We start from the raw sequence: 18,422 nt of genomic DNA, 5'->3' as shown, positions 1-18,422 counted from the left end.
AAGAATTATTTTCCTGTGCTAGGACTAGATTGTGAGTAATATCTGAGTAATTAGGTACGACTATCGGGTTGAGTAATAACCGCTATCGCTGTCAGGATAAGGGTTTATAGTTAACACACTTTGACAGATGCTAACCAGGCGGCCTGCGAATTATTTGGGTTGGAACGTCAAGATTTGATGGGATCTCGGATTAGTGATTTTGCTGAACCCGGCTTTAATTTTGAAGAAACTTGGCAAGATTTCCTCGACCAAGGGGAGATGGGTGGCTCATTTCGTCTGATACGACCTGATGGTGGTGTGGTGATGGTGGAGTATGTGGCCATAGCTAATTTTTTGCCTAATTGTCATCTGGTAACTTTACGAGATGTTACGGAAATCAAAAGGCTACAAGAACAGGTAGAATCGTTGCAATCTGCCTTAGCCGCCTCTGTCTGTACTCCTGAAAAACTGCGACAGATTACGGAACAGATGGACGCAGAGTATTGTCTGCAACAAATTGGTCGCCATATTCCTGGGGTAATTTATAAGTTTTGTCAAAATCTCGATGGTGGGTTTGCTTTTCCCTACAGTAGCGAAGGGTTACGAGAGATTTATGGTATTGAACCAGAAGCCGTGCGGTCTGATGCTAGTGCCCTTTTTAATGCGCTGCATCCTGATGATATACAGTTGGTAGAAGAGTCGATTTTGGCATCGGCGGAAAATTTGACTCCCTGGCTTTGCGAGTATCGTATAACTCACCCTGATGGTCGATTGTTATGGTTGCTTGGTCATGCTACACCCCAACGAGAGCAGGATGGTAGCACGACTTGGTATGGTTATGTGCGAGATATTACTGAGCAAAAAGAAAGTGAAATTGCCCTACGAAGAAGCGAGAGTAAGTTTCGGAATTTGACGGCAAATCTGAATGATATGGTGTTTATTGCTGATGTGGATGGCACTTTTAGTTATGTGAGCCCAAATTTTGAAGAAATTACGGGATATCCCATTGATGAGTTGTTGGGTATTTCTTTTGCCGAGTTTGTACATAGTGAATATCTGCCAATTTGTGTAGATGCTTTTCATCGAGCTTTATTAGGGGAAAAAGTGCGAGGTGCTGAATATAGGGTGTTACATAAAAATAATCACTATTACTGGCATTCTACTAATGTATCGGCGATGAGAAATGATGAAGGTGAGGTGATAGGATGTTTGGGAATTGCCCGATATATTCATGACAGTAAACAGGCGGAAATGGCGGTGCGGGAAAGTCATATTCGTTTAGAAATTGCCCTAGAATCAGCTGATATTGGCACTTGGGATTGGAAGATGCAAACTAATGAGTTGGTTTTATCGGAGGAACATTGGCGGAATTTTATCGGTGCGACGGAAGGGGTGGTTAATCATAATGTTAATGAGTGGATCAGTCGAATTCACCCGGAGGATATGGAATTAGTTTCTGAGAATATGAATCGACATATCCGGGGAGAAATTGATATTTATGAGACTGAACATCGTTTGCGATGCGAGGATGGTTCCTATAAATGGGGTTTAGGTATTGGTCAAATTGTGGAGAGGAATCGTTTGGGTGAACCGCTGCGATTTATGGGAATTTATCAGGATATTTCGCAGCGTAAAGCTAATGAACTGGCGCTACAAGAACTGACTAATCAACTGCAAAAAGCTCAAAAAGTGGCGCATCTTGGGAACTGGTCTTTTGAGACTCAAACCCAAAAGGTTACTTGGTCGGAAGAGGTATTTAATCTGTTTGGTATGAGTCCGGAACAGGGTGAGCCGACTTTTGCAGAACATCTGACCATAATTCACCCTGACGATCGCTCTTTATTTCAAAATAGGGTTGCAGAAGCTAATAAGGGGATTCCACAAAACTTTGATTTTCGGGTTGTGCGTGCTGGTGATGAGGTGGCTTATCTGAATGCTCGGATTGAAATAGAACAGCGAGACGAGCAGGTGGTGCGGATGTTTGGGACGGTGATGGATATTACGGAAAGAGTGAAGGCGCAAGAGCAAGTTTATCGATCGCGGGAGTTGTTGCAAACTATTCTTGATGCTCTCCCACAGTCGGTATTTTGGAAGGATTCTCATAGTGTTGTTCTGGGGTGTAACCAGGCTTTTGCTAGGGCTTTTGGTGGTGAAAATACGAGCTTTTTTATAGGAAAAACAGATTATGATTATTGTGTGAGTCGAAAAGAAGCTGAACATTATCGCGCTTGCGATCGCCAGGTGATGAATAGCGATCGACCCCAAATCAAATTAATTGAAAATAAGAGCAATGCTGATGGTAGCATGAATTGGGTAGAAACCACTAAAATACCTCTCCATGATGCGGACGGAAAGGTAATTGGTTTGGTGGGGATTTTTGAAGATATTACAGACCGCATACAAGCAGAAAGGGCTTTAAAAGAAAGCGAGGCTCAGACGCGCGCTTTACTTGATGCAATTCCTGATATGATGTTCCGCTATAGTTCCGATTATGTTTTTCTTGATTATAAGCCATCTCTACAGGTAGAACCGTTAATGCAGCCGTCACAATTTTTGGGTCTAAATCTTCATGAAGTATTGCCAGAGTTTCTGGCTGTACCGACGAGTAAAGCTATTGCAGATACCCTAAAAACTCAACATATCCAATTGTTTGAATATGCTCTAGAAATGCCTGAAGGAATCCGAAATTATGAAGCGCGGTTTGCTCCCTGTGGCAATGATGTTTTGTCTATTGTTCGAGATATTAGTGAACAGCAAGCGGCTTTAAGGGAACGCAAAAAAGCAGAACAAAAGTTACAATCTTTGCTGAGTCGCACCCAAACTTTAAATCGGATCAGCACCGAAATTCGCAATTCTCTGCATTTAGATACGATTTTGCAAAATGCTGTCAATGCGATTTTTCAGGAAATCAAAGTTTATATTTGTGCATTTGTATGGTATAGATCCGATACCAATCCACCCTGCTTAGAAAATGTTAAGGAGCAGAAAAATCCAGGAATACCTAGTTGGCTTGGCAGTTATAATATTGATAATTTTCCAAAATTATTTTATCATTTATTTCATGGGAAAATGTATCGGCTAGATGTAGTTAAGGATAGCCAAGACGAAGCCTTAAAAGAATTTTGTCAACAGTCAGGAATTGAAAGTTATTTGGTGTTACCTGTGCATACAGCTGGCGGCACAATTGGAGGTTTTGAAATCGGGAGAGTTCAGAGTGATTGTACCAAGGGTTGCGAATGCGATCGCTCTTGGTTAGATGATGAAATCGAACTGCTACAAAGTCTGGCAACTCAGGTGGCGATCGCTATTTATCAAGCTCAACTTTATCAGGAGTCCAAAGCCAAAGGTAAGGAATTGCAAAAAGCATATCGGGAATTACAAGAAACCCAAGTGCAGTTAATTCAAGCTGAAAAAATGTCGAGTTTAGGTCAATTACTCGCAGGTGTGGCTCATGAAATTAATAACCCAGTTAGTTTTATTTATGGCAATTTAACCCACACTTCTACCTATACGGAATATTTGTTAGAATTGATTGATACTTATCAAGAATTGTATCCTGATCCCCCTCCAGAAATTAGAGATTTAATTGAGGATATTGATTTAGATTTTATCAGGGACGATTTCCCAAAAATCATTAGTTCAATGACTCATGGAGCCTCACGAATTAGGGATATTGTTAAATCCCTGCGTACCTTCTCCCGTTTAGATGAAGCCAAGTTAAAATCTGTAGATATTCATGAAAATATTGATAGTACCTTAGTGATTGTCCAAAATCGGGTCAATGGTAGCAATGGAAGTCCGGTAATTCAGGTAATTAAAGACTATGGAGATTTGCCGTCATTTCAATGTTATAGCAGCCTATTAAATCAGGTATTTATGAATTTAGTAATCAATGCTATTCAGGCGATCGAGGAAAAACGAAATCGATTAAATACGGCGGTAAACTCTGATTATATAGGATGTATAAACATCAAAACACGCCTAGCCGATAAAAATCAAGTATTGATATCAATTACAGATAATGGTATTGGCATCAATTCCGAACATAAAAACCAGATTTTTAACCCATTTTTTACGACTAAAGCCGTAGGTCAAGGCACCGGGATGGGATTACCAACCAGCTACCAAATTATCACCCAGAATCACCACGGAGAGTTAACTTTTTCCTCAGTCCCAGGGGTGGGTACAGAATTTATAATCAAGTTACCCTTGGCATAACCACCAAGTTTGTATTATTCTGTAGCACATTTACAGAAAATTTTGGTTTGGTAAGTTAAGCTATGAAAAGTTTAATCACAAACCGTTTACAATTAACTAGATTGAGGCTAGAAAAGCCTGGAAGCGCCTATCTATCGAAGTTTTGATTGAGTCAACCCTATTAACTACAGGTTACGCCATGATTATGACTCTTCCCTTGTACAACTTTGGCGAAATTATCTATCAAGGAACCCGCACCATAGTGTATAAAGGCACTAGGACCAGTGATCACCAAGGGGTAATCATCAAAGTTTTACGGAATCCCCATCCGAATTTTAATGAATTGGCACAGTTTCGCAATCAATATACACTTGCAAAAAATCTGGAACTTTCAGGAATTGTCAAACCTTTATCTTTAGAAAATTATGGGAATAGTTATGCCTTAGTGATGCCCTATGAAGGACATATTTCTCTGAATCAGTGGCAACCCAAAAAACTATTAATTCCTGACTTTTTAGCTATAGGTTTACAACTAGCAGACATTTTACACGGATTATATCGACAAAGGGTAATTCACAAAGATATTAAACCCGCAAATATCCTAATTCATCCTGAAACCAAAGAAGTTAAACTGATTGACTTTAGCTTGGCTTCATTATTGCCAAAAGAAAATCAGACTATCCAAAATCCTAATATTTTAGAAGGAACTTTAGCTTATTTATCCCCGGAACAAACTGGCAGGATGAATCGTGGCATTGACTACCGCAGTGATTTATATTCTCTGGGAATAACTTTCTATCAATTACTGGCGGGAGAGTTGCCTTTTAATGTTGATGATCCGATGGAATTAGTCTATTGTCATTTGGCGAAAATGCCAACTCCATTGCATGAGGTTAACCCTGATGTGCCGAAGGTTTTATCTGATATCGTAGCCAAATTAATGGCAAAAAATGCTGAGGATCGTTATCAGAGTGCTTTGGGACTTAAACATGATTTAGAAAATTGTTGGCAACAGTGGCAAAAAACTGGTAATATTTGCGAGTTTGAAATCGCTGCTGGTGACTTGAGCGATCGCTTTTTAATTCCGGAAAAACTCTATGGTAGAGAAAACGAAATTGAGGAATTATTAGCAGCCTTTGATAGGGTAGCGAATGGGGCATCAGAAATTATGTTAGTGGCGGGTTTTTCGGGGATTGGTAAAACCGCCGTAGTCCATGAAGTCCACAAACCGATTACCCGTCAGCAAGGCTATTTTATTCAGGGTAAATTTGACCAATTAAATCATCATATTCCTTTGTCGGGCTTTGTGCAAGCCTTAAGGGATTTAATCGGGCAATTTTTGTCAGAATCAGACTCAGATATTGACCAATGGAAAGCTAATATTTTAGCAGCTTTAGGAGGTAGCGGACAAGTTTTAATTGAGGTAATTCCTGAACTGGAAAAAATCATCGGCCCTCAACCTGCTGTCCCGGAATTATCAGGAACTGCTGCCCAAAATCGGTTTAATTTACTATTCCAAAAATTTATCTCGGTCTTGACTACTTATGAGCATCCACTGGTGATATTTTTAGATGATTTACAGTGGGCAGATTTGGCTTCTCTGGAGTTAATGAAGCTATTAATCGAAGAAAAGACCTATCTACTGTTATTGGGTGCTTATCGGGATAATGAAGTCTCTCCTGTGCATCCTTTTATGTTAACAGTAGAAGAACTGAAAAAACTGGGTAAAACGGTTAATACGATTACTTTAACTCCCCTGGCGTTTGAGGATAGTAATCAGTTGGTGGCGGATACTTTAGCTTGTACGGTTGAACTAGCTTATCGAATCACGGAATTAATTAATCGTAAAACCAAAGGAAATCCGTTTTTTATCACCCAGTTTCTCAAGGCATTATATGAGGATAAATGTATTAAATTTAATCTCCAAAAACGCTACTGGGAATGTGATATGGCTAGAGTTAATTCCCTATCTATCACCGATGATGTAGTTGAGTTTATGGCGATACAGTTGCAGAAATTACCGGCAGAAACTCAGGAAGTTTTACAGTTAGCTGCTTGTCTGGGAAATAAGTTTAATTTGGATACATTAGCAATTGTTTGTGAAAAATCACCAACCCAAGTAGCGATCGCTTTATGGAAAGCCCTATTATACGGGTTAATCATCCCAGAAACTCAGGTTTATAAATTCTATATGGGTGAGAATGAAACGGAGTTAAACAGTAGTCAGACTGAAAACGTACAATACAAATTTTTGCATGATCGGGTTCAACAGGCTGCTTATTCACTAATTCCTGAACAGCAAAAACAGACTACTCATTACCGCATAGGACAACTATTGCTGAAACAAATTCCTATTGAGTCTAGGGAAGATTATATTTTTGAACTCATCAGTAAACTCAACTATGGTACAGCTTTAATTACTACCCAAAAAGAACGAGACGAGTTAGCGCAAATGAACCTGATCGCCTGTCGAAAAGCTAAAGCAGCTACCGCCTATACAGCAGGTTTGGATTATGCTGAAACCGGGTTAAATTTACTCGGAGAAAACCCTGGAAAGCGACAATATAAAATCACCCTAGAATTTTATAATTTGGGGGCTGAATTAGCAGCTTTATCTGGTGATTTTGAGACCATGAACCATTTCATTAATCAGGTGATATCTCAGGTAGATAGTTGGGTAGACAAGGTAGATATTTACCGGATTAATATTCAAGCCCATGTATCTCAAAACAAACTAAGTGAAGCGATTGCTATTGGTCAAGAATTACTGGGAAGTTTGGGTGTCAATTACCCAGCAAATCCCACAGAAAACGATATCCAACAAGTCATTGCAGAAGTCCTAGAACTAATTGGCGATCGCGATATTGACGACTTAGTTAACCTACCCTTAATGACAGATATAGAAAAAATCGCTATTTTGCAGATAGCCAATAGTATAATTCCCGTCGCTGCTATCTCTCAATCTCCCTTATTTCCCGTGTTTATTTCTTTAGGAGTTAAGCTATCAATTGAATATGGCAATACATCAGCTTCCGCCTTTAGCTATAGCTGCTATGGTATTATTTGTTGTAATCTCTTACAAGATATAGATAGAGGTTTGAAGTTTGGTCAATTGGCGCTAACATTAGTGAAAAAATTAGACCTCAAAACCGCAAAACCAGAAGTTACTCATGTAGTATGTTTATTTATTTTACACAGAAAAAACCATCTTAAAACCGTAGTTTATCTTCTACAAGACAGCTATAAAGAAGCCTTAGAAATTGGCAATCATGAACAAGCTGGATATTGCGCTCAAACCTTTTGCCTCAACTCATTTTGGGGTGGTGAAACTCTAGTCACCTTGGAAAAGCAGTCATCTGGATACTATCACGCTTTACAACGATTGAATCAAATAACCACTGCCAATTACTGTGGAATTTATTGGCAGTCTACTTTAAATTTATTGGGGTTAGCAGTCAACCCTCACATTTTATCGGGTGAAGCGATGGAAGAAACAGAAATTTTGCCTCGCATTACTGATAGTCATGATGTGCTGGGATTGTATATATTTTATCTATATAAAATGATGCTTTCCTATTTATTTGCAGAACTCAAATTAGCTGAAACTTATGCAATTGAGGCTAAAAAATATTTAATTGGTGGTGCTGGTATGATTAGCATTCCCGGATTTTATTTCTATGATTCCCTCACGGCTTTAGGCATTTATGCTCCCGAACATGAACAGAAATCAGAATTGTGGCAGCGTGTAGAAGAGAATGAACAGCATTTAGGTCACTGGGCATATTATGCACCAATGAATCATCAGCATAAGCTGGATTTAATCGAGGCGGAAAAATGTCGAGTTTTAGATAAAAAAGTTGAGGCTATAAATTTATATGACCAGGCAATTTTAGGAGCCAAAAAACACGAATTTATCCAAGAGGAGGCTTTAGCTAATGAACTGGCGGCTAAGTTTTACCTGAATTGGGGTAAAGAAAAGCTGGCAATGGTTTATATGCAGGAAGCCTATTATTGTTATGCGCGGTGGGGTGCAAAAGCTAAAACTGATCAGCTAGAAAATGCCTATCCTAACTTGCTACAACCGATTTTAGAAGCCATGGGCTCTAATTTAAATCCTATGGCGACTTTAGCAACTGTGGTTACTCCGAGTATTTCAACTCACACATCTACATCTAGTAATCGTTCCTCGGCTTCGAGCATTAATAATTTGCTGGATTTTTCAGCTATTTTAAAGGCGGCTCAGGCTATCTCTAGCACGATTCAATTAGAGGAACTTTTGCAGCAACTGACTAAGATTATTTTGCAAAATTCTGGGGGTTCGCGCTGTGCTTTAATTTTGCCGGACGCTGATGGAAATTGGCTAGTGCGATCGCTTGCTACTCCCCGAAATACGGAACTTTGTGGGGAACTTTTGAGCGAAACTACTAAGGTCCCAGTCAAACTGATTAATTATGTGAAAAATACTAATAAAGTAGTAGTTATCGATGATATGCAAACGGATTTACCTGTAATTGATAAGTATTTACAGGGACGAAAACCTAAGAGTATGTTATGTTTACCGATTTTAAATCAGGGTAATTTGGTGGGAATTGTCAGCCTAGAAAATCGTCGGATCAGTGGTGTATTTACGAGCGATCGCCTAGTGGTTGTGAACTTGCTTTGCACTCAGGCGGCTATTTCCCTAGAAAATGCTCGTTTATATCAACAGTCCCAAGATTATGTCGAACAAATTAAACAGTCGCAACTGCAATTAATTCAAGGTGAAAAAATGTCAGCCTTGGGGAATTTAATTGCTGGCGTAGCTCACGAAATTAATAATCCCGTCGGCTTTATTCATGGTAATATTAACGAGGCGATTAAATCCGTGCAGTCTCTGAGTGAATATCTGCAACTATATCAGGAAAGGTTTGTTGATCCAGGGGCGGAAATTGTCGCTAAATATGAGGAATTAGAGATTGAGTATCACTTAGAAGATTTACCCAAAATGTTGGAATCGATGAAACTGGGGTGCGATCGCATTAAAGATATTAGCACCAGTTTAAGGATTTTTTCCAGAGCGGATCTAGATCATCAAGTTTCCTGCGATATTCACCAAGGTATTGATAGCACTCTGTTAATTCTCAAACATCGCCTCAAGGCTAATCAACATCGACCCGCTATTGATATCGTCAAAAACTATGGCAATTTACCTCAAATCAAGTGTTTTCCCGGTCAAATCAACCAAGTTTTTATGAATATTTTGGCTAATGCGATCGATGTTTTAGATGAAGTCGCCATGACTTCAACCTTTGAGAGTCTCAAAATCAATCATCAAATTATTACTATTTCTACCCAGGTTTTACCTGAGAAAAATTCCGTAGAGATTCGGATTGGAGATAATGGTTCCGGAATGCCAGAGGCACTAAAGTCCCAAATTTTTGATTATTTATTTACCACTAAAGGAGTAGGAAAAGGTACGGGTTTGGGATTAGCGATCGCTCGTCAAATTGTGGTTAATAAGCATCAAGGAAGTTTAGAGGTAGAGTCCGAAATCGGTCAAGGTTCCGAATTCCGCATCTGTCTACCGATTGATTAGGTAAACATTTGCTATGGTATCTATGCCTTGACTCTCCTGTTGACTAGAGAGTCTATAATTGGGGGGTAGTTTAAGATAGTTATCGGTGAGAAAGTTCATGAATGCGAATTTCCGAAAATCAACCTGGAGTTTGATAGCCATATTGGGATTAATTGCGGGTTGTGATTCCGTACCTCCGTCCATAGAGGAACCCATAGAGATCACTGGTGAAACCGTACCAACCATGGATCATGGAGGTATGGATCATGCTGATATGGATTTAGGGCCAGCAGATGAAAACTACGACCTACGCTTTATTGATGCGATGATTCCTCATCATGAAGGTGCAATTATTATGGCACAGGAAGTTTTAGGGAAATCAGAAAGACCGGAATTGCAAAATTTAGCAGTAGAAATAATTCAAGCTCAAGCCACAGAAATTGCCCAAATGAGGGAGTGGCGACAAGCCTGGTATCCAGACGCACCAGATACACCAATGGCATGGGATAATCAAATGAATCACATGATAGAAATGTCTCCGCAACAAATTAGTGCTATGCGGATGGATATGGATTTAGGCGAAGCAGATGATGAATTTGATCGGCGTTTTCTCCAAGCCATGATTCCCCATCATGAAGGTGCTTTAGTGATGGCTAAAGATTTACAAGAAAAATCCGATCGCCCAGAAATGCAATCTTTAGCGGAAGACATTTTGACCTCACAGGAGGCAGAAATTGACCAAATGGAAGCATGGCTAAAGGAATGGTAACATCAATTGAATCTAATTTAAGGCTGGGGGGTCAGGGACAGGGTAGCAATCTATAGCCCATTAAACTATCTGTAGGCGATCGCGCTGAGATATGGTATTCTCCAGTTATTTCGGAAATTCCCTTAATAACCATCCCTTCCCAGAGGATATCAATGAAACGGAAACACTATTATCTACCGGGAATGATTATGTTGCTCGGTACTACGCTCCTAGGGACAGCCTTAGCGCGGGATTTAACTGACCAACAAAGAACAGTTGTCTGTAAACTCAGAGATGTGGTTGAGGAGGCGGGAAGAGACGGTTTCGAGTTAGCATTCTGGCCGGTAATTGGCAAAGGACCAGCCAGAGTTAGCGCACCGTTAACCCTCAGACTTGATCCTTCTATTGAGTATCTTTTTGTCGGCTACTGCGATGAAAATTGCGCCGATGTGGAGTTACGAGTTAAAACTATGAGTGGGGAGGTGCTGGAATTTGACGAAGATTTAGTCTCAGTTGTTTCCTTTGAACCTCCATTTGAGGATGACTACGAACTATCCCTAAGAATGACTGATTGTAGTGCTGAGGATGGTTGCGTTTTTGGCATGGGTATCCTAGCTCCTCGTGGTGTGAGTGTTCCTCATTCTTCAAACCTACCTAGAGAATTAGCTCAATTCCAATTGTGTGATTAATTTACCCCGTGCCTGAATTGCGCCCGGAGATAAAATCCGGGCTTTTACAGTATTTTGCGTCAGAAACCTGGTTGATTCCCTCCATTAGAAAGGGCAAGTTTCTCAAGTGTCGGAGCAGCATAAGAATTAGGATTGATCTGGGGCGATCGCCCATCCCATAAATGCCCAAAACAAAGATAATCCAAAAAACCATAATTGAACCAGCCATAGTATCAATTGTCCAAACCAATTCTTGGCTTCTCCTACCACCCTGTAGACATAAAAACCCCAAACTCCAGAAGCGCCAACTTTCGATTGCAAAAAAGCGTCGGCAACCTGTTCTGGATTGTTGTGTCTTGCCGAGAGTGCATCAACTAATTCATAGTAACCCAAAATTGAGCTAAATAGGTATAAAAATACCGACATGGCTAACACCATAATGATAGTATTAGTCTGACCAAAATGGCGACGTTGATAACCGCAAGCAAAACCAATTACACCAAATATTCCCGTATTAATCCATGCCACTAACTCACGAGGAATTGAAAAGGAACTCAGGAGCATTTTTAGTAAAATTGCTACACCTAATCCCAAAGCAAACACAAATAAACTTTGCACAAATTTCATAATTTTTAACCCTTTAGATATAATCTTTAACCACAATCACAATCAGGCTCGCAATCAGGCTCACAACCCAAATCGTCGCAGTCAGGGATACATTCATCAATACATCCTCCTGGAGAACAGCTACAATTCCATTGGCTATTATTCTGCTCGCGGCGGCGTTTTTCTTCTAAGGTTTCTGCACGCAGGATAATTTTGGCAGTTTTACAAGCACTGAAACGTTGACGAGATAGAGAAATAGCCGATCGCAAATCTTGTTCAATCAGCATATTTTTGACATATTGTGAACAAGAATCACCACCATATAAAACCCGATGAGAGCAGCAAAAACCCTTATGGGGAGACAAATATTTTTGATAACCCCGAATTAAAGCCACTCCAGTTTGTTTCGTCATCTGTTCTAAAGTCTGACTGGTTGCCATCACAATAGGATGACTATATTGAGACAGATGCTCTAAAGTATCGCCAACGGAGTTAACTAGAGAATAGAGTAAACCTTTGCCGGTACGAATCAATCCTCGGAAAATAGCAATACGCCATCTGTAGGAATAGGATAAAGTTTTCATGATTGACTACCTTATAATGATTTTTTAGGACATATTATTGCCACAATTAGAGCAAAACTTATCACTGATAGACATGGAATAACCACACTTATTGCAGTATTTTATACCAGTATTTGCCATGACATTTCCTAGCATTTTGTTTTGGTTATCTTCCGGTTCAGTCGTGAATCCCAGATGAGGTGCGGTGATGACTGGAGGAGGAGTTGAAGGACTGTTTACAGTGCCGAGTTTATGGTTAATGATAAATTCGAGAATGATGTTTTTTTCCCGGAGATACATGGTTTCCTCATCATTATTCCGAAACTCAGTTTTGAGCCGTTCAGCTAAGAAATCTTGCAGTTGTTTGCCCAGTTGTTGTTTTTGGGATTCTGTTTCGGCTTGGTCGAGTAATTCATTAAGCTGTCGTTCGACTTCTTGTCTGTCTTCTCGACAATCGGGTAATTGCAGAACTTGCACTGTATCTTCCCAATTGGCTGCTACAGTTACTTTATCTTCACCCAATTTAGTCATAATGCGGTAACGAATCACATCTTGTTTGGTTTTTTTGTTGATTTCCTGACGCAAAATCTCAAAAGCACGGGCAATTAAAACTAACTGTTCAATGGTGGGGTCGGGGCGATGAAAATCCCAAAAAACCATATCTTTTTGAATGTGAACGGGAGCGGGTAATTTAGCATTCATACCTTTGAGAAGATCTCGTTCAGCTTGAATTCGTTCACCTCGCCATTTTTGGTAGGCTTTGCGGAGATTTTCGGTTCCAGCAATAGCTCGTAAAGAAAAGCCCCCTATTTCGTGAGTTGCTACAATTTTGTGCCGTTCTCGGTTGCTCAAGGGTGCGATCGCCTCTGTCCCGACAAAAAATTTCTTGAGCAGAGGAACTTGTTGCTGTGCTGCGGTTTCCGAGGTATTTTCTCCTCCAATAATTCCCGCAAGATGACCTTCTTTAGGGGTAAATCCTCCCTCTTGAGGAATAGTTTGATCTAAACGAATTAAGGGTTTAGAAAAGTTAAATAAACGTTGAATCTCTCGTTGTCGATCTTGGGTTCCAGGGTACAATCGCATAAAACGGGTGCAAGCATCCATTTCGGTGTACAGTTTACTGTTGGCGGGTGCTTCCTGAATTTTCCGTCGGGTGAATTGTTCAACTACATCCTCAAACTGGGGATATTGAAGCTCATCAATGCGAGCCACATCCAGAAGATGAAATTCTTGTTGACCATAGGCAGATTGAGTCCAGAATTTGCTGTTTTGGCTGGCGACTTTTATATCCTGAGTGAGTTGGCTAAAGAGGATATCCAGCCCTTGAGACTTGCTAATAAAATCATCGTAAAGTTCTTTCAACTCCCGTCGTTCAAACAGTTTGAGTCCAACTAATTCCAATTGTTCGATGTAATTCTCAGATTGAGCGATCAAGTCACGATACTTAGTTTCTGAACCTGAAATTCGCCCAGTCCATCGGTCAACTTCATTTTCAACCTCTTGAATGACACCAAGAAAGCGGTTTTGAATGTTAACAGCCATCAGACGAGACTGTCGTTGCAAGGTGGCTTGGAAACTTTTTTCAATCCCGGCAATTGCCTGATCGCACCATTCTTTCATTTTATTTTCCTTGGTTGCCATCCAGCGATCGCTAAATTCATCAATTTGAGAACTCCCTTGGTTGTATTCTGCCAAAGCAGCCTTTTCAAGACCTTCCCAAGTTCTTTCGGCTTCCCGTTGCAATTTTTCAATTTCTGTTTGTAAGCTGGTTCGCATTTGCTCCAGGAGTGCCTTGATAGCGCGAGCCCCTTGGCTCTTATCTTCTAAATAGTCATAGATTTTTTCTTTAAAAGTTTGTGCTGTTTCCTGAAACAGTTTTTCGCCATTGTCCTGCATTCTTTGAAGGAAGTCGCCGCGTCTTCTTTGGTCATCTCGGAGATGATCTAAGCGATATTCTTCAACAGTTGGGTTAAGATAACGGCTCACAAATTCCAATATTTTACCCGTTTCTTTGCCAAAAGGATTGGGAAGTTGAGCGGTACATTTCAATCGTTGTTCAACGTTGATATTATTCTCTAGTTGCTTAATCCATTGTTGGATAACGACTTCATAACGCTTACCCTCTTGATTAAGTAAAATCTCATTCAGCAGTTCTTTACTAGACAACTTTAACTCTTTGAGTTCTGCTTCTGCCTCTTGTTGAACATCACTAGGAAGTTGAACATTTGCATTAAGCCACCACTGATATAAGTCAGCGGCTAACTTGACAGCAAGTGCTTTGCGAATAGCGTGAACTGGAATCTCAATACTAGCAATGCCAAAACTAAAAAAGTTGAGAGAGTAACTTCTGCCAATAGCTTGTTGCCGAGGATTTTTCGCTTGATCTACTTCATTAATAGCGAACTTGCTGACATTATCTCGTACAGTTATTTTATAACTAGCAAAGTCAGAAGCTAACGTCATAAAAATTTGTTGAGCCATCATTTCATGGATCGTGGCTATTTTTAACTCTCTCAATTCGTTGCGGGTTCCAGTTAAATACAGAAAGTCATAGGGAGACTTATTGTTGATTATTCTAGTACCTTCTGCTGCACCATACTTAACGTTATAAGTATTTTTGGAATCAGAAAAATAGTTTAATTCCATGAGAGCAGCATAACCATTTTCCTGAGTTCTAATGTCTTCAGAAATTCCTGCAAAAGCATCAGGAGTGGGTATAATTGCTATGGTATTTAATTTCGTTTCTCCTTGAAACCAATCTCGCAAGCAATAACCTAAATCAATCAGCATTCCACTCCCAGTTCCACCAGATATTGAACCCACAACAAAAATGTTGAGTTCATTTTTGACGATTATAACGTCATTATCAATCGTTAGTTGATCTAGCTCTTTAGGTATTCTACCTTTAGCTTCTTTACACTTATTTTGAATTTTTTGATGGTTATAAAAAAATGCAAAACGACCGCAGGCTCTAATCTGACCTGCGCCTTCCTGCGATACTAACTGTTCAGTAGTTAATTCAGGAGGAAGCCAGTCATGATACCATGAGTTGGTAGTAGCATTATTTTTGATATCGTCAGCATTTTTATAACTGACACGAGCCCAGAATTTTTCATTCTCTTCCAGTGGAGGGCCAGCCATTTCTGGCTTTTTTACTTTATAGTTTTGATCGGTATCGATATGCAAAAAAGACACAACAGGCAATTTTGCTAAACTACCGTAGCATTCTACAATCAAGCGGCGAACACGAGTCATCGCTTCTAAGCCTGTTCCACCAACACCAATAATTAAAGTTGGCACAATTGTATTTGCTTTAACCATGATTGACTCCTTTTTAACATTTTTAACAATTAACAAGATTGAAACGGATTAAATAATCCTGATGCGATCAGATAGATGGGAGTTGCTATTGTCCAAAATATGGCATTATAAACGGAAACTTTACTGGCATAATCAATCCTAATTCGGAGGGCTTGATTGAAAAACCTTTCTAAAGGTAAAAGCATCATCCACATGAATGAGATAAATGCCAAGCCATAAAACAAAGGCACTAACGGATTCGCATTAAACCGCTCAAATACTTCCTCGGAAAGCAACTCGGTGATGCTACTAGGACTGACTTCTAAGGCAATACCACCCGTTTGGTTTGCCCATTGATTAATTTCGGCAGTCAGAGGTTGACCGACGATCAAAAAATTTAACCTGACGTTATGAGCTTGGACTTGCTCAATTATCTCGGGATTGATATTAAATACACCATCGGTAATCACCAACATTTCTGTACAGAGTGTCGGCTGGGTTTTAAGTGTAGATAAACCATTTTCTACAGCCAAATTCATGTTGGTTCCTCCACCAATGCGGTTAACCAGGGAAGGTTGAACAACTTGATTGATTGCTCTGGTAATTTCTTGAGGATCACTAGAGAATCCATTGGTAATCGGAACAACAGAACTAGCAAACCCTGAAACGGATATCAGATTAGGTTGAGATAGTCGAGCATTGCGAGTTGCATAGGCTTGGACTGCCTCAATTTCCTGAGCCATAATTGTTCCCGGCTTGTTAAAATTTGCTAGGGAACTTTGATAAGTGCTACCACTGAGATCGACGGCTAAATGAACGGCAACTAAACGGGGAAACCAACCTAATTGACCAGCCAGGAGAGCCAGGACTAGACAGATGGCTAAACAGGCTGCGGAAATCTGAAATACGGCATAACGCCAAACGGGTTGGGGTGTATGTAAAGGCATCGGTTTAGGTGTCCTCCTTACTTAATAGGTTGAAAGGAAAATTGCGTGCCTCTAGGAGCATTTCTTCCTCCTTTCACTGCCTGGACTAGAATGGGATCACCTTGACGATCGCCTGTGGATTCAAACTGAAGTAAATTACCGGAAGTATCAGCATTAGATAAGCTAATATTTCTGAGATTTTGTAAAACGCTGGAACGAGATGCTTGCTCGGATAAAGCGTTAATCATTGCTTGAGTTGCATCAAAACTCATGGCAGTGCGCCAATTAACCTGTCCTAACCATCGTCTTTCTGCAGCTTCGGCATATTTCCCGTCGGCAAACCAAGGAACGGCTAAAATTAATCCTTCCACTGCGTTGCTACCCGATGTTAAAGTGTTGGGATTATATAGGGCATCTCCTCCTAATAATTTCATTTGGTTGTTGTTGGCAACCGCTAGGGCGATCGCTACTGAAATATAGGCAGTATTTGGAAATAAAACCAGACCCTCAACTTGCCCTTGTAAGTTTTGAATTTCTCGCTGGGGATCAAGTTGTTCATTGCTCAAATCAATGGTTTTGACAACTCGTCCTCCGAATTGCTGAAAGGCTTGGGAAAAAGCTGTTTCTAGGCTTTTGCTGTAGCTACTATTGGGATTATAAAATATGGCTACATTGTCGATTTCCAGAGTATACCAAGCATAATCAGCCAGTTTTTGACCGTTGATGGCATCAGAAGGTAAGGTTCTGAAAAAACTGTTTCCCGATAAAGCGGTACTGGTACTCGTCGGCGAGATCATCGGTATACCTGCTTGTTCGTATTCAGCTAAACCTGCTTGAGTGGCATCACTGGAATTATGTCCGATTACACCTAATAAATTGGGATCGCTTGCCAATCTTTTTGCCACTTCTGTGGCTCGTTGCGGATCGTTACTATCATTAGCGACAATGACTTCTAGTAACCTTCCATTTAACCCACCCGCTTGGTTAAATCTGGTTTGAGCATCTGCAACTCCTCTTAACATTTCTTCGGCGGAACTGGCGGCAGTGTCAATAGGAACAACAGCCCCAATTAGGAAAGGAGAACCAGCTAAACGTGCTTTAGCATTATTCAGATAAATTTGATGTTCAGGAGAGTTGCGATCGCCGTTTACAGCCTTCTCAAAATCTTGTACTGCTTGGCTATACTGTCCGTTTCTAAAGGCTTTAATGCCACGTTCGCTATCGGGATTTTCTCTGCCCACAAATAAGCGATTTTCTCCACTACTATAGCGCTCTATATCTATAGTTTGTGTAGTAGGTGGTGTTATAGGTGTTGTAGTCGGTGTACGAGTTGGTCTAGGAGGTGGTTCAACTGCCACTGTTACACAGGAAAATCCCTGTTTTTGTTGACCTGTCGGACAAGACTTAAATAGACCAGAAATCCCATATCCTATCCCACCTAATAAAACTAAAATTACGGCAGCAGCCCCAACTTTAGACCAAGGAATTGGTGGGCCGTTTGAACTACCGCCTCCCGCATAGTTTCGGGGACGACCGCACTCCACACATTTCTCTATTCCTGCCGCATTTTCATACAGTTTATGCTTCTTATATTTAGGTGGGGCACCCTCACATTCCCAAGGGGTATTTGGATCGTCAGCCATTGCCATTATCCTTATCCTGGTTTGGTAAAGTTATTGGTAAAGCCATTGATTTAGTTGACTGTTGCAGTCAACTAATCTCCTCAATTAACTATTGTAACTGCTAGATTTGGGTGATTACAGTAGTAGTAAAATCACAAATATCTAATTCACAATTACCATCTAAAATGGCTGAATTGCAAATTTATAGCACTGATGATTTTGGAAAAAATTGTGAACTCAGTGAGCTAAACCTCTATCC

Annotated in this window: 9 protein-coding genes; 4 read left to right on the top strand and 5 right to left on the bottom strand. The window is 40.3% G+C overall.

All coding sequences use genetic code 11. The features are described from left to right. Nucleotides 1-120 precede the first annotated feature (120 nt). From P5674_RS01245 to P5674_RS01230, 4 genes are all read left to right on the top strand, one after another. Nucleotides 121-4,197 (top strand): PAS domain S-box protein, encoded by a 4,077-nt coding sequence (locus P5674_RS01245; RefSeq protein ID WP_014277436.1) that lies wholly within the window; start codon nt 121-123, stop codon nt 4,195-4,197. Nucleotides 4,198-4,375: 178 nt separating this feature from the next. Beyond that, a complete protein-coding gene (locus P5674_RS01240; RefSeq protein ID WP_043468755.1) occupies nt 4,376-9,751 on the top strand; it encodes a trifunctional serine/threonine-protein kinase/ATP-binding protein/sensor histidine kinase in 5,376 nt (1,791 codons plus the stop codon). Between the two features lie 97 nt (nt 9,752-9,848). Continuing rightward, nucleotides 9,849-10,499 (top strand): DUF305 domain-containing protein, encoded by a 651-nt coding sequence (locus tag P5674_RS01235; RefSeq protein WP_071941238.1) that lies wholly within the window; start codon nt 9,849-9,851, stop codon nt 10,497-10,499. Between the two features lie 152 nt (nt 10,500-10,651). Further along, nucleotides 10,652-11,167, top strand: coding sequence for a hypothetical protein (locus P5674_RS01230; RefSeq protein WP_006619667.1), 516 nt, complete (start codon nt 10,652-10,654; stop codon nt 11,165-11,167). Nucleotides 11,168-11,293: 126 nt separating this feature from the next. On the opposite strand, the gene P5674_RS01225 is transcribed toward P5674_RS01230, so the two are convergent. Genes P5674_RS01225 through P5674_RS01205 form a run of 5 tightly spaced genes read right to left on the bottom strand, consistent with a single transcriptional unit; the run spans nt 11,294 to nt 18,184 of the window. Continuing rightward, on the bottom strand, nt 11,294-11,773 hold the full coding sequence (locus P5674_RS01225) for a hypothetical protein (protein ID WP_006619668.1): 480 nt from the start codon (nt 11,771-11,773) through the stop codon (nt 11,294-11,296). A 26-nt stretch (nt 11,774-11,799) separates the two neighbouring features. Continuing rightward, a complete protein-coding gene (yidD, locus tag P5674_RS01220) occupies nt 11,800-12,336 on the bottom strand; it encodes a membrane protein insertion efficiency factor YidD (protein WP_216646506.1) in 537 nt (178 codons plus the stop codon). Between the two features lie 24 nt (nt 12,337-12,360). Next, nucleotides 12,361-15,636, bottom strand: a complete 3,276-nt coding sequence (locus P5674_RS01215) for a tubulin-like doman-containing protein (RefSeq protein WP_315669730.1) — start codon at nt 15,634-15,636, stop codon at nt 12,361-12,363. 29 nt (nt 15,637-15,665) lie between these two features. Continuing rightward, nucleotides 15,666-16,562, bottom strand: coding sequence for a vWA domain-containing protein (locus P5674_RS01210; RefSeq protein ID WP_006619671.1), 897 nt, complete (start codon nt 16,560-16,562; stop codon nt 15,666-15,668). A gap of 17 nt (nt 16,563-16,579) precedes the next feature. After that, nucleotides 16,580-18,184 carry an ABC transporter substrate-binding protein gene (locus P5674_RS01205; RefSeq protein ID WP_006619672.1) on the bottom strand — a complete coding sequence of 535 codons (1,605 nt, stop codon included), beginning with the start codon at nt 18,182-18,184 and terminating at the stop codon, nt 16,580-16,582. Nucleotides 18,185-18,422 lie beyond the last annotated feature (238 nt).

Source organism: Limnospira sp. PMC 289.06, assembly GCF_032350395.1.
In the GTDB taxonomy this organism is placed as follows: domain Bacteria; phylum Cyanobacteriota; class Cyanobacteriia; order Cyanobacteriales; family Microcoleaceae; genus Limnospira; species Limnospira platensis.
This window is presented reverse-complemented; position numbering and strand designations above follow the sequence as displayed.

What these genes read in the sequence shown, in the direction of transcription:
- P5674_RS01240 (WP_043468755.1), top strand. Translation starts at nt 4,376, where the DNA reads ATGATTATGACTCTTCCCTTGTACAACTTTGGCGAAATTATCTATCAA.
- P5674_RS01235 (WP_071941238.1), top strand. Translation starts at nt 9,849, where the DNA reads ATGAATGCGAATTTCCGAAAATCAACCTGGAGTTTGATAGCCATATTG.
- P5674_RS01230 (WP_006619667.1), top strand. Translation starts at nt 10,652, where the DNA reads ATGAAACGGAAACACTATTATCTACCGGGAATGATTATGTTGCTCGGT.
- P5674_RS01225 (WP_006619668.1), bottom strand. Translation starts at nt 11,773, where the DNA reads ATGAAATTTGTGCAAAGTTTATTTGTGTTTGCTTTGGGATTAGGTGTA.
- yidD (WP_216646506.1), bottom strand. Translation starts at nt 12,336, where the DNA reads ATGAAAACTTTATCCTATTCCTACAGATGGCGTATTGCTATTTTCCGA.
- P5674_RS01215 (WP_315669730.1), bottom strand. Translation starts at nt 15,636, where the DNA reads ATGGTTAAAGCAAATACAATTGTGCCAACTTTAATTATTGGTGTTGGT.
- P5674_RS01210 (WP_006619671.1), bottom strand. Translation starts at nt 16,562, where the DNA reads ATGCCTTTACATACACCCCAACCCGTTTGGCGTTATGCCGTATTTCAG.
- P5674_RS01205 (WP_006619672.1), bottom strand. Translation starts at nt 18,184, where the DNA reads ATGGCTGACGATCCAAATACCCCTTGGGAATGTGAGGGTGCCCCACCT.